Here is a 19,698-nt window from a genome sequence, read left to right as displayed (position 1 = left end):
GTGTATAAGGAAGCTTAAAGCCGATTAATAATATCTTTCATTATGTTCCAATGTGTTGAAAAATTCACTTTTGAGTAAGCATAATCTCTAGCCTCTTTGCCCATTTTGCTTAAAAGGCTTTTGTTTCCCCACAAATATAACAAATGCGACCGAAGGTCAGCAACATCACCGGCTCTATGAACCAGTCCTGTTTTCCCGTGTATCACCAGCTCTGGGATTCCCCCCATATCCGAGCCTACCACTGGCTTCCCCAATAGCAAACTTTCTATAACTGAGAACGGATAGTTTTCATACCATTCAGATGGACATACAACAAATTCACTATTTAAAGTTAGTTCATAAACCATATCTTTATTTTGAAATCCTAAAAATTCCACATTACTCATAGGGCTGGCCAGCGTTATAGCTTCTTCTAAAAATGCCCCCGTTCCTGCTATTTTAAGATGTATGTTGGTATCTTTCACAGCATTCAACAATGTAATAATGCCTTTTAGCTTTTCAATTCTCCCAACATACAGGATATAAGGCTTCTTATTTTCCGTAAATTGGATTTTTTGGGCGGCAGAATCTAAAGAGGAAATATCGTAGCAATAGTTAGTCAGCAGTAATTTTTCCTTTTGAAATCCAAATTCAGTAAATTTTTTTTTAAGGAAGTAAGAAGGACAAAGATAGTAGTCTACATCGTTGTATAACCCTGAATTATGATAATAATAAGCATCAAAACTTGCTAAACAGCTAGCTAAAAATGACCCTTTCTTGCAAGAATTAAATGCGCAACTATAAAATTTACCACCTTTACACTTTTCACAAACCTTCTCGTTAGAAATGAATGTTCCTTCAGGGCAGAGAAGCTTATATTCGTGTAGAGTCCAAATAATTGGAATATTTCGTTTTTTTAAGACTTTAATAATCGCTGGTGTCACCCAGTGGTGAATAATGTGAAAATGCGCAAATTTAATTGGATATTGATCCAGTAAGCGCTCTAAATTCCGAATTGCTTCAAAGGAAACAACTGCGTTTTGAACGGTTTTATATGCGTTAGTTAGGCTTTTCTTTTTATTTAAAGCTTTGTAATCGTAAGCCTTTACAAAATATTCTTCAAAGTTATTGGGCACATTGTCATCCCGTTTGGTACTAAATGGGATGACATTATAGCCACTCTCTTTGTAAAGCCTTTCCATGTTAGCAATGTAGGTCCAGTCTCCACCAACGGGAGCCCATGCCCAGCTTACCATAAGTATATTCATTGATTATCTTTTTTAGAAGCCCTTCATGTTTTCAACTATCTTTTCTTACTTATATCTAATTAAACCCCACTGGTATGTAGTGATTTTAGCTTTCTAAATTTAAGGTTAAATAATATAAAAGTAAAAATTATAAACTGAATTAACACAGTGATAAAAGATAAACCATAAGGAATCGAAATAGCTAGAAAGATTCCTGTTAACATACTCATATACCTGGCCAGAGTCCATTCCTTTATTCTTGTAAATACACTATCACACTTATGCACCATTATGAAAATAGCAATGACAAAAGCTAAAGTTGCTATACCTGAACACATGTATAATTCCCCAAATAAAGAAAGCCTTATCCCGATATCCGGGGAACTCTCATATATTGTATTTTGATTAACTATCAAACCTATGGGATGATAATAATCATCCTTATTAAGACCCAAAGCATCAAATATCATTGAAGGGAAAAATGAGGCTATAAATGTTGGTATGAAATCATTCCCAAAATTTCTTTCTCCATATACTATTGCATGGGAGGCATGGCTAAACTCGTTGAAACTATCCGCCCATGAATATAACATGAAATTTTGAACTTCTACATTTCCATATTTTCGTAAGGTCCCGAAATAATTCACACAAGTTAAAAAAAACAAAATAACTATAATCCCACTCAAAAAATTTGAAAAAGAAAAACGAATCTTATAAATAAATGGTAATAAAACTATTATAATTGGCAAGATCATTAACAATCTACCTCCATATAGTACGAATGGAATAAAAAACAATAAATACAATAAAATTTTTAACCCTATAAAGGCCCTTGAAACTCTAATTCTAAAGATGGAGTGTATAGCTGTTAAAAGCAAGATTGATCCTATACCTCTATTCCCTTTCTCTTGCATAAGACCAATGCGGGCTTCATCAATATTGGATGATAGAATAGGAATATTTGTAAACCCTGATGTGAATAAATAAACCCCAATATAAGCGAAAATTAAAGATGGAACTATTCTGGTCAAAGCTGGGTAATTAAAATGAAGCTTAATTCTTTCCAGTTCCCCACCTTTATCCTTAAAAACATAAGTTTTTCTTATTGATAAAAAGACAAATATAGAACTTATAAATAGAAAGTAAATGGATAGCTCAACAGGACTACCTTCATTATTAATTAAGAAAATCTCTTTTAGTATCCATACCAATTGGCCAAAAATTAAATGTATAAAATATGAAACTCCGAATATATTAAGTGGTGATAAAAAAGCATATCTTTTCCCTATATTGAGAAATAGTATAAACAATATTATATTGATTATAAAGAACAAGTTTACCAAAGTCAATTGTGAAAACACTTTAGTCGATGTTTAATGGTTGTATACCCATGCTTTCTAATAGATCGTAATATTTATATATATCTTTATTCTTAATAGTATCTAGCTTGACATAATAAATAGATTCCGCACCAAATCGTAATTTCAAGTTAATCAGTACTGATGATGAAATGCTTAGAAGCAATTTAGGTCTTCTGTCGATAAAATAATCTTCTACTCTTAAATCAGCAATAATGTTAAAAAACTTCATTGGCTCCTCATAGTTAACCCTGTTTTCTTTCGGATGGGGGAAATACGATATTTTTTCTCCAAATTTATCCCGTATCTTTTCCATCATATTGATATAGTCCCGACTAGAAATTTGTTTTTGTTCAACAAACGGTTGCCCGATAAACGCTATTTCATCTGTTATTATAAAGTTCTTTTCTGTTTTAAAAATTGGTATGTGAACTGTTTTAAACAACTCATGCTCTTCATAATAAACAGAGTAATAATATGTTATTGATTTCTTAATATGGTTAGCACAAAAAATGCGGGGTAACTTACTTGTATTAATCATTGCAAGAAAGTTATATATTTTAAAAACAGATTCGATGCGAGGGCTCTCAAATTCTCTTTGATACTTTAAATTGAATAATGTCCCCAAACCATCATCTATTAATCCCAACTTTTGATACTTTATTTTCCTCTCCCAAAAGCAACTATTTAAACCTGTTAAAAATGATGCAATGAAGATCTCACATTCAAATTCAGGTATATGTTGAGTCCTCATATTATAAAGGGAAAGAAATAATTTCTTATACCCATGTAGGTCAATAGGTGAAATGAATATATAGCAATTTAAATTTTGAAATGAAAAGTAGAAACTCTCTGGTAGGATTACTAAAACTTTTTTGCTCCTAAATAAATTATGCAGTAAGTATTTCGTAATCTTAATTTGTAAATTACTTTCTACATATATAATTACGTCAAAGCGATCATTCATTTATAGATTCCTTATCTAAATTTGGTGTGATTTCAACACTGACTGAAAGAATTTTTAAGCCCCCGACCATTATATGTCTTAATTCTTTAATATTTAATAACAAATAAAACAACATAGAGGCAATAATGCTAACATAGTAATTGCAATTTATTACAAATAATGCTATACAACATATTATCGGGAGGAAAAGTGTTATACTAAATACTCTTTTTAGAAAATCAGCTAATGATGTGTATTGGTTAATGATTTGTAAACCTTTATAACTAACAAGAATGTTATACAGCAAAACGCCTAAAACAACAGCTATTGCAACCGTGTTTATTTCTTTAAAGAAGTGAAGAGATATTAGTGAAATTATAACTATGATAACAATCGTAATTACTGCAATAAATGTCATTTGCAACTCCTTTCCCCTTTGCACCATAAGTGTTGAGTATCCGTATGAATTATTAATAATTAATTGTGCTAATAATAATATTTGTAAGCACCTCATAGCTTCGGTATATTGTGGAAGAAAATAAAATAAAATTGTTAGACTAAGAAGGCTAATAAATACTATAAGTACAGTTAACGTTAAGTAATACTTTCTAATCTTTTCAATGAAAACAATAACTTGTTCATCACTTTTTAAACTAATCATGTTAATAAGTTTTGGATAAAACAAGAAGTTTAAAGTTCCCAATAGCAAAAAGACGTTATTAGAAATTGAGTTTGCAAAATTAAATAATGCAAACTCTTCTACTGAAAAGAACTTACTTACAATTGTCCTTGCAGTGAGGATAATACCATAAAAAGTGAGATTATACAACAATAACCATACTCCTCTCTCTATCACTATTCTCGCCATAGAAAAATCGGGTATTCTTATTTTTTTCAGCTCTTCAGGAAACCCCTTAAAAAAAAAGATTAAAGACAGTAAACTCCCCCCTGCATTAGCATATAAGAGCGCATAAAAAAGTGCTGTTTCCCGAAAAAATAAAACGGCTATAAGCTGAAGAAGTGGAACGATCAGGTAATAAAAGTTGATTTCCCCTATTTTCCCATGGATCCGGAAGATATTAATAAACAGGTTGTTAAAGTGTTGTAGAACAGCAATTATCACTACCCATAAAGAGTATTCGCTAAAATTATATTTAGGGAAGAGGTCAAAACCATAAGATCCCAAATAAACTATGAAAAGTAGCAGGCACGAAATACTCAATACCGTAATTGCAGACCCGGTTATATGTATTCTTTGTTCTCCGGTTTTGGTCGATACATCTGCACACATCACTGAATAAGAGTAATATACTCCAAAATTAGTATAACTAAGATATTGGAGTATCATTAATGCAAACCCATAAAGTCCAAAGTAATGGAATCCCAAAAACTTGGCGATAAGCAATGAATTAATCAACTGGATGCCAAATGCAATATATTTGAGTATAACAAATATTATAGCCTGATTTTTAAGTATTCTCTTTATCATCTACATTAATTACAAAACTCTTGCATAGCGTAATCTGTACTATCTGTATGTCTGTTACAATAAATTGATAATATCATATATGTTACCTCTTGATATTATTATTGACTCCACAAATTCTCTGAAAGCGCCTTCTCCTCCCTTCTTGCTGGTAACAAAATGAGTTATTTCTTTCACATATTGGGGCGCATTATCGGGGGCTGCACTAATTCCGACCTCCCTTAAAAGGCTCATGTCCATCAAGTCGTCGCCTATATAGGCAACATCGTTTAACTCAATACCCATCTCTTTACAAAGATCGCGTGCAACCTTTAGCTTATCAGAAACTCCTTGAAAAAGAAAATCAATTTGAAGTTTTTCCGCTCTTCTCCTAACTATTTCGGTATTTTCTCCAGTGATAATGCAAACAGGAATATTTAGCTTTTTACAAAATAATACTCCGGCACTGTCTGACGTATTAAATTTTTTCCACTCATTTCCTGTTTGATCATAGTACATACCTCCATCAGTCCATACTCCATCAATATCTGTAATTATCAGTTTAGGTAGATTCTTCACTATTCTAGCACAATATATAACTGTATTCTTTTAAACAATTTATAGTTTCTCTCATTCAAAGCAATGGCTTATCTGGGAAGCTGAGGATATAATAACTCATCAAAATCCACAATAGGGCCTTTAGACATTAATGACAATACATTTACAAACATTCTTTTATATTATAGATTAGTAGATATCAAAATGCAAATGAAATTATAGTCTTCAAGGCTATTTAAAGTACTTTTCCGGCTTAGTAACCGCTTCAAAAAGATCGCAACTAGCATCCTTCTCATTTTCAGGAATAGAAGGGCTATTAAATAACCCCAGAAGTATATTACGATTATCAATTTCTTCTTTCGACATTACAGACTCAATTTCTATTTTTCATCTATTACGATATCATATTTGGATAAATTACTTCATTTTCTGGTATTTCTGTGATAACTGTTCTCCCTATTACTTTATCCTTTTCTGCCCATTTAAAGCCATCTCCTGGGGACAATAAATGCAAATCTTCTTTCTGGATTATTTCCCCAACAGCGATTACTCTCTTTGTTGCAATGGATCGCTCAAGCTTAACTTTAGCTGTATTAACTGACGGATCAATAAATATCTCTTCCTTCCCTAAAGACTTCTCATATAGTCTGATGTCTCTTACCATCCTGTTTACTCCATCAGGACCCAGAGAACCCGCCTGATCAGTACCCTTCATTCTTCTGTCTATCGTAATGTGCTTCTCTATAATTTTTGCCCCCATTGCCACAGCTGCTAATGGGGTAGCTATCCCTATTGTATGGTCTGAATACCCAATAGTATATTTCTCATAGTTCTTTTTTAAATAATTCAAGGTATTGAGATTTACATTATCAGGGTGTGTAGGGTATTGTGATACACAATGCAAAATGGATATGTTGTTATGATATTTTGTGATAATTTTCAACGCATCATCTAATTGTTCTTTCCCTGCCATACCCGTAGAAAGAATAATCGGGATTTTGGTTTCTGCCATAGCATTCAGCAAAGGTAAGTTTGTTAAATCCCGGCTGGCCACTTTTAAATAGTCTGGTGTAAAATACTTCAATAATGACAGACATCCTATGGCACAAAGTGTCTCTATAACATCTAAACCTTTACTTTTGGCATACTTAAATACTTCATAGTGCTCTTCATCCTTTAACTCTAACACCTCTCTATGCTCTCCATACGTTTTCCCAAAAGAGTGCGGACTATTATATAGAGCTTCCATTTGTGATTTTGAAAGTTCCTGAGCCAAGTCTCTTTTGGTTAGTTTTACAGCATCCATAGGCTTCAGATCCAAATGAAACAGATCTTCCTCAATCGGACGACATACTAAATCAATTATTACCTTGGCTATATCAACTGAACCGTTATGATTCTGCCCTATTTCACCAATAATATATACAGATTGATTATTTTCTATCATAGATAGTTATTTTTTGTTAGTTTCTATAATTTTTCTCATTGACTCAAATATCTCATTATCCGCTAGGATTAATTCTCCAATTTCACTAAACGGCATATCATCACGAAAATCTCTCAACCTCCTTATTTTAATAATATTATTATAATCTTCCAATGTATCTATGGTCAATCTTAAACCTTCATACTTCTTTAATTCATTATCTAATGGTATCAGTACTACTTTAAACCGATCCGGGTTAGAATAAACGCCAATTGTAACGTGTTCTCGATAATCACCTCTTCCCGAAAAATCAGAGTAAACCTGCTTCAATGCACTAACAGATACAATTTCGGCAAATATTCCAAAATGAGATAAAATTACCGGTTTTTCTTTATAAGAAAAAGACAGGTAATCAACGTTTTCATTACAGTTTGAAAAAGCTTTTAAAAGCTCGTTAAGGTAAAAAATATTAATAAAAGGGTTATCTGTACATACCCGTATAATATAGTTGAAGCTGTATTTCTCAGCACATAATAGAAACCTGCTTAAAACATCCTTTTCACTCCCTCTTATAAACTCAGCACCCCTCTTTCTTAATTCTGCTTCTAACTCATCGTCCCGCTCAGAATTTGTAATTGCAAATAGAATCGGGATGTTCAGGTATTGGAATTTCTTCTCTATGAAAAACAAAAGTGGCTCATCATCGATTGGTAACAGGATTTTTGCTGGTAGTCTTGATGAACCCAATCTTGCTTGTAGAACAATGCCCAGTTTGCTTGAATTGTGAAACATATTTATCTCATTTTAAGCTATGTTCTTAGTTTTCGTATCTTCAGTTGTTTCGCTTTAGTACTCTCCTATAATTCTCTTTTTTAATCAAAACCGAACCAAAGCCTATAGCACCTCCAAAAATCGCAAAACCTATTGCGATAATGCTTCGTTTAGGCTTAGTCCTTTTTGCTGGCGCTAGTGGTGGTTCTAATACTTTGAATACTGGGGTTTCCTGATGTAATTTGAATTTAGCCTCTTCATATTTTTTCAACAACTCATTATAAAAAGAAGAAGATAGCTTGTATTCTGATTCAATCCGTTCACGCTGCACATCTGCACTTTGTAAACGCATATCTTGAAACTGGTCAGTATAGCGAGCTTTTTTTTCCTGAGTAGAATAGTATTTTCCTCGCGAGGTTTTCACTTGATTCTCTAAGTAATCTACGTCTTGCCGAAGTTTTTCTGTACGATAGCTTTTCACATATTCCATGAGATATTCCATAGCAAATTTTGCCACTTCGGCTGCCACTACCGGATCGGGCATCGTTGTATTTATCGTTATTACGCCTGTTTTCTTATCAATTCCTGCTGTGATCCTCTTTCGCAAATCTTTTAAACGAATTTCATTTAAACGATTTAGCACAATAATACCTTCTTCTTTCACCGGGTATATTTTTAACAATTTCTCTTTAGGTTTTTCACCTTCTTCGATTACTATATGGTAATACTTTTCAAAAGTCATTTTTTCATCTGCCCTGGTATGAATAGAGGTTTTAAACAACTCTAAGTAAAAAGGCGTACTGGTGATGACATCTGGGTATAGGTCTGGCCGAACAGCGTCGACACCGGTTCCCCCCATAGAGCTCAGGTCAATTCCAGCCAAACTGGCCAAACCGGCAAACTGACTCAGGTTCCCCGCTCCTTTACCCTGTAACTCTGGAAGAATCTTTCCCTGTGTCTCAAACTCTTCCCTAGCTAATAAAGCGTAGGTGACACCCAAAGCTGTTACTACGGTAGTGATCAGCATAATCCACCACTTTTCTTTCCATATTATCTTGAAAAGCGCTCTAAAATCTATTCTAATCTCTTCTTCCATCACAATACCCGTATTAAAGTTACAATCACCGCCATCATAGAAGTAATGGCCGTACTCATGGTTACAATTTCTGCCCGGCTCATTCTTTCTTTGTGTTTTGCCGGCACATGAATTTCCATTCCTTTTTCTGCCTTTGGATAGAAGCGCATCCCGAGGAAAGAGCGGGTACGGTCGGTTAAGCCGTTGGCGTAGCGTACGTACGTCCGTTTTATATTGGCCGAATCGGTGAATCCACCGGCCTGCTCAATATAATTTTTGAACGAGAAGCCCGGTTCATAGGCCACAGATGTGGGGTTCTGTACCTGGCCCACCAGCCTCACCACCTGCTCTTCTTTCGGAATAACCAGGCGGTCGCCTTCTTCCAGGAACAGGTTAACGGCCGATTTCTTATTGTCGAGGGCTTTTTGCATATCAAGCGCCACCAGCTTATTGTTGCGGTAGAATTTGGCGCCTTTCAGGTATGCCTCCCTGCGCAGGCCTCCGGCGCGGTCGATCAGGTCGGAGATCCGTTCGGTTTTAGACCGGATCACGTAGTGGCTGGGGTAGTTGACCTCGCCTTCTATGCTTACCGACACCTGGGGTTTGTAGTTGGCCATTGAACGGATATACACCTGGTCAAAAGGCTGCAGGGTGAAGCCTTTGTCATCAATGCTCAGGTCTTTCTGTATGGTGAGGTCATAGATCTCAACGGTAGCGTCATTGTCTTCATCGTTATAGAGCCGGCGGGCTACTTCTATCCGGTTAGGAGTGGCCCCCTCGCGGAATCCGCCTGCCAGGAAGACCAGCGAGCTTACCGTCATGTTTTCATTGAAGTCGTACTCGCCCGGCTGGTTTACCTCGCCGCTGATATTGATCTTGCGGGCTTCCCGCAGCTCTACTACCGAGCGTATGATCAGCACATCCTCGCGTTTGAGTGTCACGTCTTCACCTTCGTTCAACACTTTGTTCAGGTCCAGGTCAAGGAATTCAGGATCCAGGTTTTCGCGCTGGCGTTTCAGGATAGCGCGTCCGCGGAAAGCATCTTCCCGCAGTCCTTCGGCTTTTTGTATCAGCTGGGCAACGGTCTTTACACTTTCGTCAATAGCATACTCGCCCGGCCGGAACACGGCACCCATTACTTCCACCCGGTTGGTGTAACGGTCCAGGATAGCGCTGGCGTGCATCACATCGCCGTTGCGCAGCAGGAAGTCTTTCTCGGTTGTCGTATCGATATTCCGGATCTCCATTTCCTTACCTGTTTTTCTCTTCAGGGTCAGCTGGGCGGTATAGGCATTTTCCGTAAAACCACCGCTGTAAGCCAGGAGGTCGTTTACACTTTCACCGGCCTTCAGCTCGTATTTCATAGGGCGTTTCACCTCCCCCGTCACCTGCACAATGGTCTGTGATGCCGGTATGAGTACGACGTCCTGGTCTCTCAGGCCCACATCACCGGTGAGCAATCCTTTCTGGAGAAACTCATAAAGATCCAGGTGGTGAATCAGCCGGCCGTTCCGCAGCAGCTGGATGTCACGGAATGAGCCAATGCGGGTAGGCCCGCCCGACTGGTACAAAACATTGAAAAGCGTGGCCAGGGAGGAGATGGTATAGGTACCGGGGTTCTCCACTTCGCCAATAACCGTTACCTTAATGCTCTTCACTTTGGCCAGTGTGAGATCCAGGTTCAGGCTGCCGTTATTGAGCCCGGCAAACAGGCTTCCCAGCCGTTGCCTGATTTTGGCTTTGGCTTCGCTGATGGTCAGGCCGTTTACATAAATCGGGGCAAAGTGCTCCAGCTTTACGGTGCCTTCTTCGGTAACCAGCAGGGTATAATCTTTGGTGGCATACCCGGTAATGCCGGCACGGAGCTCATCGCCGGCCCCCAGTACATAGCCGGGGGGAGTAGGAATGCGCAGGTTCGGCTCGAAGTTCAATGCTTTGTTTTTGAAAATCGCCGCTCCGTAAAGCTCATCCTGGACAATGGGCTGCTCGGCCTGTACCTGTACTTCTGCCCGTGTGCTGAGCTCTTCGATCTGCTTCCGTACGGTAGGACTGGGGAGCGTGTCATTGACCTGCACCATACCGCTTTTGATGCGGTTGATCCGCTCGCGAAGCTTAATAATATCGGTGTCGGTATAACCGCGGGCCTTGGCCATGGTCTCCACCTGCTCTTCGGTAAAGCCCCGGGTTTCCATTTCTTTCAGGAAAGTTTCAATCTGTTTGTCGGTCACACTCTCTACCGGCGGGAGGGTTTGTGCATGTGCAGCCGCTCCAAAAAAAACAGCCAGGAAAAGAATTTTCAGTAATTTCATGCAGTCAGTTTTCGTCAAGTAAATGTCTAAGTACCAGGAAACGCCGTAATAAAAACGGCGCAAGTTAATAAGAAATTTTCGTAATTCTGTGGCATAGACCGAGAATTACGATTGATGGGCAGGGCAGTAACCGGAGGGCCGGCCCCCCTGCCTTTATCTCAGTTTTAATGTGACAATGCTCACAATTGCCAGCAGGATACCGATGATCCAGAACCGGGTAACGATCTTGGCCTCGTGGTAGCCCAGCTTCTGGTAATGGTGGTGAAGCGGAGCCATTTTCAGCAGGCGGTGCTGCTGGGCATATTCGAGCCCGTGCCTGCGCCGCTGGTATTTGAAATAGAGGACCTGGGCCATGACAGACAGGTTTTCAACAAGGAAAATCCCACAGAAAACAGGAATGAGCAGCTCTTTTCGCAAAATAAGGGCCATGGTGGCAATCACGCTGCCCAGCATCAGGCTGCCCGTATCACCCATGAATACAGAAGCCGGGTAAGAGTTGTACCAGAGGAAACCCACGCAGGCCCCCACAAATGCCGCGGAGAAAATGGCCAGCTCTCCCGAATTGGGGATCAGCATAATATTCAGGTATTCGGCAAAGATCTTGTTGCCTGACAGGAAGGCAAAAATGGCCAGCGTTACCCCGATGATGGCCGAGGTGCCGGCGGCGAGACCGTCAATACCGTCAGTGATGTTGGCCGCATTGGAAACCGCAGTAATAATAAATATGCAGATCAGTACATAGGGCAGCCAGCCCAGGCTTTCAGGCAGGTAGCCGGAAAGAATGTCGTAGTCAATCAGGTTATTCTTGGTAAAGGGCACGGTGGTCTGCAGGGAGGAAGTATCCACGTAAGCACCGCCTCCCGAAAACTGCCGGATGGTGACGTTCTTGTTATAATATAAGGTGAGACCCACGATCAGGCCCAGGCCTACCTGCCCGATGATCTTGAAACGCCCTTTCAACCCTTCCTTATTCTTTTTGAATACTTTGATGTAATCATCGGCAAACCCTATCAGGCTGGTCCATACCGTAGCCACGATCAGCAGGATAATGTAAACGTTGTCGAGCCGGGCAAATAACAGTACGGGAATCAGGAGGGAGGCCAGGATGATAAAGCCTCCCATGGTAGGGGTACCTTTCTTTTCCATTTGCCCGTGAAGGCCGAGATCCCGGATACTTTCCCCGATCTGGAGCATCTGGAGCTTCCGGATGATCCGTTTTCCGTAAATAGCTGCAATTGAAAGGGATACAATGATGGCTGCCGATGCCCGGAAGGAGATAAACCGCCAGACGCCGGCACCGGGCAGGTCAAACATTTTGTCGAGGTATTCAAACAGGTAGTATAGCATATTAACGGGGTAAAGAAAGTTTCGGCAAAATTAAGGGATATATTTCAGAAATCAGGCAGCCGCAACGGCCTACTTATAGGGCCCCCGTACGCCTTTGTAAAATATGGTACCCATTTTTACCTGCGCCGGCCTCTTTTTCTGCCGGGGGCCGGTTTTCCGGCCGGGGCTGACCTCCTTCCCGGTGCGGGCTTCCTGAGCGTTTGCCCTTCTACAGAAAGAAGCTCCAGCTCAATGCTGCGGCGATCCATATCGGTAGCCTTCACTTTCACTTTTACAGCCTGGCCAAAGCCGATCACCCGGCCGGTTTTCCGGCCCGTTACCCGGTAATTATCGGCATCGTATTCGTAATAGTCGTCGTTCAGGTCAGCCAGGCGTACCATGCCTTCGGCTCCCATGTCGTTGATCTCTACAAATAGGCCGAAGTCGGTTACACCGGAGACAAGGCCGGTGAAGACCTCGTTGCGCGACTGGAAGCTCATGTATTCCACCTGCTTGTATTTGATCGATGCTCTTTCTGCTTCAGCCGCCAGCTTTTCCTGCGCAGAGCTGTGCTCGCATTTTCTTTCAAAGTCTTCTGCCGGAAGCGACTTCCCGCCGTCAAGGTAGTGCTGCAGCATACGGTGGGCCATGATGTCGGGATACCGGCGTATGGGCGAGGTAAAATGGCTGTAATGGTCAAAGGCCAGCCCGAAATGGCCCAGGTTCTGCGTGGAATAGCGGGCCTTCGACATGGTGCGCACGGCCAGGGATTCCAGCACATTCTGGATGGGTTTTCCCTCAATTTCCAGCATAAGCTTATTCAGCGAGGCAGAGAGCTGCTGGGTGCTGCCCGTTTTTATGGTAAAGCCCATTTTGGCGGCAAATTTGGCAAAAGTCTCCAGCTTGGAGGGATTGGGCGGCTCATGCACCCGGTATACCATTGTGTACGGTTCCTGGCCGGCCGGGGCTTTTTTGTATACCCAGGTGGCTACCTGCCGGTTGGCCAGGAGCATGAATTCTTCAATGAGCTTGTGCGCATCTTTCCTGACCTTCCGGTATATGCCCAGGGGCTTACCGGTTTCGTCGAGCTGAAACCTGACCTCGTCGGTCTCAAAATTAAATGCTCCTTTTTTAAACCGGTCGTTGCGCAGGATGTGCGCCAGGTCATTCAGCTTGTGCAGTACCGGGTTGTATACTTCGTCCGGCTTGCCGTCGAGAATCTCCTGGGCCTCTTCGTAAGCGAAACGGCGGTCAGAATGCATAATGCAACGCCCGAACCACTCACTCAGCACTTCGGCCTGCTCATTCATTTCAAAGATGGCCGAGAACACCAGCTTGTCTTCGTGCGGCCGGAGGGAACAAAGGTTATTGGAGAGCTTTTCAGGGAGCATGGGAATGGTGCGGTCTACCAGGTATACCGAGGTAGCCCGCCGGAAAGCCTCTTCTTCCAGCAGTGTGCCGGGGGTAACGTAATACGACACGTCAGCAATATGGATACCGATCTCGTAATTCCCGTTTTCCAGGATACGGAAGCTGATGGCATCGTCAAAATCTTTGGCATCGTTCGGATCAATGGTAAAGGTAAGAATGTCACGCACATCCCGGCGTTTGCGGATTTCCGTGGCGGGGATCGCCTCTTTTATTTTCCGGGCTTCGTCAAGTACAGCCTTCGGGAAATCTACCGGCAGTCCGAATTCGGCCATGATGGCGTTCATTTCAGCATTATTGTCGCCCGATTTGCCCAGCACGGCCGTCACTACCCCGGAAGCCTGGATGCCCGGCGCCGGGAAAGTGGTGATATCGGCAATCACGAGGTCGTCAGAAACAGCCCCGAAAAGCTTATCCCTGGGAATGAAAATATTCTCGTGAAAGCCCTTGACATCAGGGCTCAGCAGGGCGTAATTTTTAAAGACTTTGATCTTCCCCACCACGTTATTCCGGGCGCGGGAGATCACCTCTACTACGCGGCCCTCGGGATTTTTATCGCCGCGGCCCTGTTTTTTGGTGATGAGCACCGACACGGTGTCGCCATCCAGCGCCCCGTTCATGTCGTCGCGGGAGACGTAGATGTCCGACTGGTTGTCGTCATACCGTACAAACCCGAAATTGGGATTGACAAAATCTACTTTTCCGGTGATCCGCCCGCTGTCGGTTTTTTCAGCCGAGAAGCGGCTCCGGCCTGCATTGTGCAGTTTGCCTTCGTCAACGAGGTCTTCCACCATCAGCCTGACAAACATTTTATCCTGCTCATCGTATACATCCAGGTGGTTGTACAGGTCATTTAAGGTATAGATACGGTCGGTATTATTTCGGAAGAAAGTCAGTATCTCATTCTTCTGAGACCTGATCTGCGATTTTTTTATTCTTTTTGTCATACAAGGAATCAAATTTAAGTATGCCCTAAAGCAAGAACCAGCAAACCAAAGGGTTGGAGGCAGGCAGAAGAGCCGAAGAACGTACTCTTTTGCGTGGATAAAAGTAACTGATTTATGGAGAAGTTCAGTTCGAGTGTCCGGATTTCATTAGAGAGGTTCTGTAGTATCAACAGTTTTTCTCCGGGGTTCGTTCGTATGAAAGAAATGAGGGTATGGTCATCAATGCCCGATTCTTCCAGGTTGGCCGGGGTGATCTGCGCCAGGGCCGGGTGGGCTTTCCGGAAGCCGATCATCCGGCGATAATGGGAAAATACGGAGCTATGGTCTTCCGATTGCACAGCAAGCGGCCGCAGGCGGAGGTCATGGCTGTAATGGCCCCTGATCCAGCCGGTGCGGAAGAGGTCGTTATGCCGGTAGTTCCACAGGAAGGGCTCGCGCAGGCGCTGGTCCGGCTTTTTCCCTTCTGTGGCCAGCTCTTCGCCATAATACAGGAAAGGATTGCCCGGCAGTGTCATAAGAAGGTTAACCGCCGCCATCAGCTTCCGGGTATGGTTCTGCAGCACCGAGGCAATACGCTCCTGGTCGTGGTTACCGAGAAAAGTGGCATCTGTAAACCCGGGGTTTACGGCGCTGTAGATGCGGTAGCTTTCAAGCAGCTTGGCCACCAGGTTCCGGGTATCATGCTCGTGCAGAAGCACATCGCGTATATCATAACAGAGCTCAAAATTGAAGCTGGCGGTCAGTCCGCGCAGGAAAGGCGCTACCTGCTGGGGGGCAGACCACACTTCGCCCACAAGGTATACTTCGCCGAAGTCTTTTTCCAGCTCTTCGCGCAGGGCTTCCCAGAAGCGGGTATTTCTTTCCGTGGGCAGCCAGGAAGGGTAGAGGTGCTTGGCGGCGTCCAGCCGGAAGCCGTAAACCCCTTTCCGCATCCAGAAACGGGCAATTTCGAGGATTTCAATGCGGGTAGGAAGGTTTTCAAGATTGAGATCGGGCATTTCTGCGGAGAAGATGCCGTAATATTTCTCCGTATTCCCGGGAGCCTTGTGCCAGGGCTTCCGGATGGCGGTATCGGGTGTGGCATGGCGGGTGGCAAGACCCAGGTTCCGGATGATCGCCGGTGATTTCCAGATATAATAATCGCGGTAGGGGCTGCCGGGCGAGCTTTGGGCCTCCCGGAACCAGGGATGCAGGCGGCTGGTATGGCTGACCACCAGGTCAAGCAGGATTTTTATTCCTTTCCTGCCGGCGGTTTCTACCAGCTCATCGAAATCGGCCATTGTGCCGTATTCCGGATCAATGCCGTAATAGTCGGTTACATCGTATTTATGATAGGAAGGAGAAGGAAATACGGGAGAAAGCCAGATGCCCTCTACGCCCAGGTAGGCCAGGTAATCAAGCTTATGAATGATGCCCCGGAGGTCACCGATGCCGTCGCCGTTGCCGTCTGAAAACGACCGTACAAAGATCTGGTAGAACAGGGCAGGTATCAATGTTCAGGAATAATTTTATGCAAAATTATCCAAATATGACCGGTTTTGACGACTAAAGGTGAAAAAAACAGGCATACGGTTCCAACCTTTTTCAACCGGAACGGGTCTATAGTAAAAAGGGTAAAGGGTGTAATTGAGTGGCGGGTTTCGTTAAGGGCCCGCTGCTCTAATTCTGATAATTAGTTCCGGGTGTTTAGTGACCGATAAGGAGTTATTAAACAAGTCGACTTGCCCACCCGGAACTCACTACCCGACACTCGCTATCCGGAACTAACATATACCAATGAAAAAGATTACGTTGATCGGGCTCCTTCTGGGTGTGCTGGCATGTGCTGATTTGAGAGAAGGGATGATGGATGAGAACCTGTCGTTGAATGGGGGACCCCAGGGCCCTGCCGGTTCTGCCGGAGACTTTGCCGGTGATTACGGGTATCTGCCTGCCCGCGAGTGGAAGCTGGACGCTTACGAAACAGGCAGGGTAAGCAAAAATACGGTGCTGGAATTCAAAACCCAGCGTAACCTGGCCGGAAATTACATTCTCAGTGGCCTTGGTGCCGTTAATTTCTACGAGGCAGGATATAGCCTGACGGGGAACAATACCCTGAAAATCGTTAATCTCTCCATGACAGAGATCGGCGGCTCAAAGGAGGACATGGCCTTTGAGAAGGATTATTTCGAACGGCTGGCCTCGGTGAATGCATTTTCATTTAAAGACAACCGGCTGACCCTGAAAAACGGGAAAGGACAGGAAATAATATTTAAGTAAGCAGATAGTGAAGAGTTCGGGACAACAGTGTCGGTTCTTGACTACACCCGGTTCCCGACTACGCTCGGTTCTCGACTACGCTCGAACTGACAGAGGGTACTCTTACCCGGAACTAATATATTTTATGAAAAAACTAACATTATTCATCTCCCTCGCGGTATTCACCGCCTGTACGGATAAGCATGTTCCGGAGGCGGCCAGTGTAAATATACCGGCCGGGTTTTCGGCAAAAACCACCTCGTTTGCCATGGATTTCTGGAAAACCTACGAACAGGAAAACGGGGGAAGCTATTTCCTTTCCCCGCTGAGCCTGAATATAGCGCTGGGAATGCTGGTGAACGGCACGGAGGGAGAAACCCGGGAGGAGATCCGGCAGGTGCTGGGCTTTAGTAACGCTGACCTGGCCGACATGAACATTTCGTATGCCGAGCTGATCGATAAGCTGCCCCGGGTAGACCCGGCGGTGACCAATACCACGGCCAGTTCGGTATGGTATGAGAAAGACTTTACCGTAGAAAACGCGTACCTCGAAACGCTGAAAAAGAGCTTTAACGCAGGCGTTTATGCCGAAAATTTCAGTGATCCCGCCACGGTAGATAAGATCAACCGCTGGGCGGCCGCGCAGACCAATGATAAGATCAGGCAGGTACTGGAGAAAATTGAGCCGCACCAGGTACTGTTTCTGTTGAATGCACTTTACTTCAAAGGCGACTGGACCGAGAAGTTTGACGAGAAGAATACGGTGAAGGCGCCTTTTTACGGGGCCACCCGTGAGGTCAGCCAGGACTTCATGTCTGTGCAGAAGGATTTCGCCTATACCGAAAACGGGTCGTTCCGGATGGTGGAGCTGCCCTACGGGAATGAAAAATATGCCTTTATTGCCATGCTGCCGGTAAAAGGTACCGCTGATGAAATGATCAGGAACCTGACCCGGGAGCAGTGGGATGCGGCACGGGCCGGCCTGGTGAAGCAGAAAGTAGCCGTAACCTTACCCAGGTTCAAAATGGAGTTGAGTAAAAACCTGACGGGCGTGCTGCAGGCTATGGGTATGAAGAGGGCATTTACCGACAGGGCAGAGCTGGGCGGCATATCGAAGTCGGGCCGGCTGTTTGTAGACTTTGTAAAGCAGGATACCTACCTGTCGGTAGACGAGAAAGGATCAGAGGCAGCAGCGGTTACCAGTATCGGCGTCGGGGTTACTTCTGCGCCCATGTATACGGTTTTCCGTTGCGACAGGCCCTTTGCATTTGCGATAGTGGAGAAGACTTCTGACACCATCCAGTTTATAGGAAAGGTGAATGATGTGGAGTAGGGATGGTGTCAGCCCTTCTCCGCTTCGTAAATTTTTGCATCTACCAGGAACCGGAACCAGAAGCCTTGCAGGAAATGAAAGATAAGGCCTTCTTTCCCGTCTCTGAATCCCATTTTCAGGAAGTAGCGATAGCCGAAATACAGGAATACCCGCCAGAATTTCGGATAGGAGTAGTATTTAAGCCGTTGATACCGGCGAACCTCCATGGGGTTCCCGTTCTTATCGGCTTTAACGGTTTTTTCGTTGACTTCCTGCAATAGCCGGATGGCATCCTGGGCTTCTAAGGTAGCCCATTTGTTGTGGCGGGCCGTGAAGGTGGTGAGCGATTCGGTGATGATATCGATCACGTTGCCTTTCAGCACTATCGCCTCTCCTTCAATAACAAAATGCTGGTCGTATTCTTTGTGCTCACAGTAGCCGAAACCCTTCCGGAAGATAATGCCGTGATAGACGGGATAATGTCCGCCGTGCCGGATCCACCGGCCGAGGAACATGGTCTGGCGTGAAGCCATAAACCCGTTTATTCCCACGGAAATTCCCTTGCTGAAGTGCGCAATGAGCTCTTCTCTGAGCTCAGGGGTTACGCGGTGGTCGGCATCCAGGTTCATGATAAATTCATTGCGGATAGCCACATGTTCAAAGGCCCAGTTCCGCTGTACCGAATAGTTCACAAATTCGTGCTGATGCACCTGCACACCGGGGTAACGGCTGATCAGCTCCAGGGTGGCGTCAGTGGAATACGAATCAACAACAATTACCTGGTCTACCCACGAAACCAGGCTGTCGAGACATTCAACGATGTTTTTTTCTTCATTGAAGGTCAGAATGATGGCAGTTAAAGGAATTTTCATGCCGTGCAAAGTTCCGAAAAAAAGTGTATTTTTCTCACGGAAAGGGGTAATTTCTCACAGATTGTAAGGCTTTGGAAAAAGGGAAAACATTTGACCACTTCGTGGTTACTGTACGACTTTTTGGACACCCCTGTTCTGAAAAAGCAGCTGTCAGATGGAACCACACAGATTCTTAATAGCTATCAGCCGCGGCGGGAGGCATATCTCCGGGTGTGCCCGGTTTCTAATAGCTGGAGGCTGACAGCTTGTGGGAGAAATCCAGGTAGATTTTATCCGTGAGAAATTTTGGATAACTAAACGAAAACCGGTACCTTTGCATTTCCAATTGAGGAACGGTTTCGTGGCCGAGAGGCTAGGCAGAGGTCTGCAAAACCTCGTACAGCGGTTCGAATCCGCTCGAAACCTCGAAAAGCAGGCTTTAGGGCCTGCTTTTTGCGTATA

General features: G+C 43.6%; 16 protein-coding genes and 1 tRNA gene. 3 read left to right on the top strand and 14 right to left on the bottom strand.

Annotated elements, in window-relative coordinates; genetic code table 11:
- Positions 1–14: 14 nt before the first annotated feature.
- The 13 genes from AB2U10_RS10435 to AB2U10_RS10375 form a co-directional block, all read right to left on the bottom strand.
- On the bottom strand, positions 15–1,247 hold the full coding sequence (locus AB2U10_RS10435) for a glycosyltransferase family 4 protein (RefSeq protein ID WP_367914032.1): 1,233 nt from the start codon (positions 1,245–1,247) through the stop codon (positions 15–17).
- Positions 1,248–1,306: 59 nt separating this feature from the next.
- Positions 1,307–2,536, bottom strand: a complete 1,230-nt coding sequence (locus tag AB2U10_RS10430) for a hypothetical protein (RefSeq protein WP_367914031.1) — start codon at positions 2,534–2,536, stop codon at positions 1,307–1,309.
- A 52-nt stretch (positions 2,537–2,588) separates the two neighbouring features.
- Positions 2,589–3,338, bottom strand: a complete 750-nt coding sequence (locus AB2U10_RS10425; RefSeq protein WP_367914030.1) for a polysialyltransferase family glycosyltransferase — start codon at positions 3,336–3,338, stop codon at positions 2,589–2,591.
- Positions 3,339–3,543: 205 nt separating this feature from the next.
- Positions 3,544–5,019 (bottom strand): lipopolysaccharide biosynthesis protein, encoded by a 1,476-nt coding sequence (locus AB2U10_RS10420; RefSeq protein WP_367914029.1) that lies wholly within the window; start codon positions 5,017–5,019, stop codon positions 3,544–3,546.
- Positions 5,020–5,073: 54 nt separating this feature from the next.
- The gene (locus tag AB2U10_RS10415) at positions 5,074–5,574 is read right to left on the bottom strand and encodes a 3-deoxy-D-glycero-D-galacto-nonulopyranosonate 9-phosphatase (protein WP_367914028.1); all 501 of its coding nucleotides are present in this window, start codon (positions 5,572–5,574) and stop codon (positions 5,074–5,076) included.
- A 210-nt stretch (positions 5,575–5,784) separates the two neighbouring features.
- Positions 5,785–5,919 (bottom strand): hypothetical protein, encoded by a 135-nt coding sequence (locus tag AB2U10_RS10410; protein WP_367914027.1) that lies wholly within the window; start codon positions 5,917–5,919, stop codon positions 5,785–5,787.
- Positions 5,920–5,947: 28 nt separating this feature from the next.
- Entirely contained in the window at positions 5,948–7,000 is a 1,053-nt protein-coding gene (locus AB2U10_RS10405; protein WP_367914026.1) for an N-acetylneuraminate synthase family protein, read from the bottom strand.
- A gap of 6 nt (positions 7,001–7,006) precedes the next feature.
- On the bottom strand, positions 7,007–7,771 hold the full coding sequence (locus AB2U10_RS10400) for a cytidylyltransferase domain-containing protein (RefSeq protein WP_367914025.1): 765 nt from the start codon (positions 7,769–7,771) through the stop codon (positions 7,007–7,009).
- A 40-nt stretch (positions 7,772–7,811) separates the two neighbouring features.
- Positions 7,812–8,846 carry a Wzz/FepE/Etk N-terminal domain-containing protein gene (locus tag AB2U10_RS10395; RefSeq protein ID WP_367914024.1) on the bottom strand — a complete coding sequence of 345 codons (1,035 nt, stop codon included), beginning with the start codon at positions 8,844–8,846 and terminating at the stop codon, positions 7,812–7,814.
- Positions 8,846–11,134 carry an SLBB domain-containing protein gene (locus AB2U10_RS10390; protein WP_367914023.1) on the bottom strand — a complete coding sequence of 763 codons (2,289 nt, stop codon included), beginning with the start codon at positions 11,132–11,134 and terminating at the stop codon, positions 8,846–8,848. The genes AB2U10_RS10395 and AB2U10_RS10390 overlap by 1 nt, the downstream gene beginning before the upstream one ends.
- Before the next feature lie 153 nt (positions 11,135–11,287).
- Positions 11,288–12,481 (bottom strand): phospho-N-acetylmuramoyl-pentapeptide-transferase, encoded by a 1,194-nt coding sequence (gene mraY / locus AB2U10_RS10385; RefSeq protein ID WP_367914022.1) that lies wholly within the window; start codon positions 12,479–12,481, stop codon positions 11,288–11,290.
- 116 nt (positions 12,482–12,597) lie between these two features.
- Positions 12,598–14,835 carry a ribonuclease R gene (gene rnr, locus AB2U10_RS10380; protein WP_367914021.1) on the bottom strand — a complete coding sequence of 746 codons (2,238 nt, stop codon included), beginning with the start codon at positions 14,833–14,835 and terminating at the stop codon, positions 12,598–12,600.
- Positions 14,836–14,849: 14 nt separating this feature from the next.
- Positions 14,850–16,328, bottom strand: coding sequence for an alpha-amylase family glycosyl hydrolase (locus tag AB2U10_RS10375; RefSeq protein ID WP_367914020.1), 1,479 nt, complete (start codon positions 16,326–16,328; stop codon positions 14,850–14,852).
- Between the two features lie 283 nt (positions 16,329–16,611).
- On the opposite strand from AB2U10_RS10375, the gene AB2U10_RS10370 reads away from it, so the two are divergent.
- Complete coding sequence (locus tag AB2U10_RS10370; RefSeq protein ID WP_367914019.1) at positions 16,612–17,094, top strand: META domain-containing protein; 483 nt, start codon at positions 16,612–16,614, stop codon at positions 17,092–17,094.
- Between the two features lie 124 nt (positions 17,095–17,218).
- Positions 17,219–18,406, top strand: a complete 1,188-nt coding sequence (locus AB2U10_RS10365; RefSeq protein ID WP_367914018.1) for a serpin family protein — start codon at positions 17,219–17,221, stop codon at positions 18,404–18,406.
- 8 nt (positions 18,407–18,414) lie between these two features.
- Here the strand turns inward: AB2U10_RS10365 and AB2U10_RS10360 are convergent, their stop codons facing one another.
- The gene (locus AB2U10_RS10360; protein WP_367914017.1) at positions 18,415–19,257 is read right to left on the bottom strand and encodes a glycosyltransferase family 2 protein; all 843 of its coding nucleotides are present in this window, start codon (positions 19,255–19,257) and stop codon (positions 18,415–18,417) included.
- 334 nt (positions 19,258–19,591) lie between these two features.
- Here AB2U10_RS10360 and AB2U10_RS10355 point away from each other — a divergent pair.
- Positions 19,592–19,662 (top strand) — tRNA-Cys (locus AB2U10_RS10355).
- Positions 19,663–19,698: the final 36 nt, after the last annotated feature.

The sequence above is a fragment of the Leadbetterella sp. DM7 genome (assembly GCF_040829825.2).
In the GTDB taxonomy this organism is placed as follows: domain Bacteria; phylum Bacteroidota; class Bacteroidia; order Cytophagales; family Spirosomataceae; genus Leadbetterella.
Note: the sequence above shows the minus strand (reverse complement) of the source record. Positions and strands in the feature narration are given on the sequence as shown.

Bases quoted from the DNA above. Each gene is read 5' to 3' on its own strand.
- AB2U10_RS10425 (WP_367914030.1), bottom strand. From the start codon at position 3,338: ATGAGGACTCAACATATACCTGAATTTGAATGTGAGATCTTCATTGCA.
- AB2U10_RS10395 (WP_367914024.1), bottom strand. From the start codon at position 8,846: ATGGAAGAAGAGATTAGAATAGATTTTAGAGCGCTTTTCAAGATAATA.
- AB2U10_RS10405 (WP_367914026.1), bottom strand. From the start codon at position 7,000: ATGATAGAAAATAATCAATCTGTATATATTATTGGTGAAATAGGGCAG.
- AB2U10_RS10410 (WP_367914027.1), bottom strand. From the start codon at position 5,919: ATGTCGAAAGAAGAAATTGATAATCGTAATATACTTCTGGGGTTATTT.
- rnr (WP_367914021.1), bottom strand. From the start codon at position 14,835: ATGACAAAAAGAATAAAAAAATCGCAGATCAGGTCTCAGAAGAATGAG.
- AB2U10_RS10400 (WP_367914025.1), bottom strand. From the start codon at position 7,771: ATGTTTCACAATTCAAGCAAACTGGGCATTGTTCTACAAGCAAGATTG.
- mraY (WP_367914022.1), bottom strand. From the start codon at position 12,481: ATGCTATACTACCTGTTTGAATACCTCGACAAAATGTTTGACCTGCCC.
- AB2U10_RS10370 (WP_367914019.1), top strand. From the start codon at position 16,612: ATGAAAAAGATTACGTTGATCGGGCTCCTTCTGGGTGTGCTGGCATGT.
- AB2U10_RS10390 (WP_367914023.1), bottom strand. From the start codon at position 11,134: ATGAAATTACTGAAAATTCTTTTCCTGGCTGTTTTTTTTGGAGCGGCT.
- AB2U10_RS10420 (WP_367914029.1), bottom strand. From the start codon at position 5,019: ATGATAAAGAGAATACTTAAAAATCAGGCTATAATATTTGTTATACTC.
- AB2U10_RS10360 (WP_367914017.1), bottom strand. From the start codon at position 19,257: ATGAAAATTCCTTTAACTGCCATCATTCTGACCTTCAATGAAGAAAAA.
- AB2U10_RS10365 (WP_367914018.1), top strand. From the start codon at position 17,219: ATGAAAAAACTAACATTATTCATCTCCCTCGCGGTATTCACCGCCTGT.
- AB2U10_RS10435 (WP_367914032.1), bottom strand. From the start codon at position 1,247: ATGAATATACTTATGGTAAGCTGGGCATGGGCTCCCGTTGGTGGAGAC.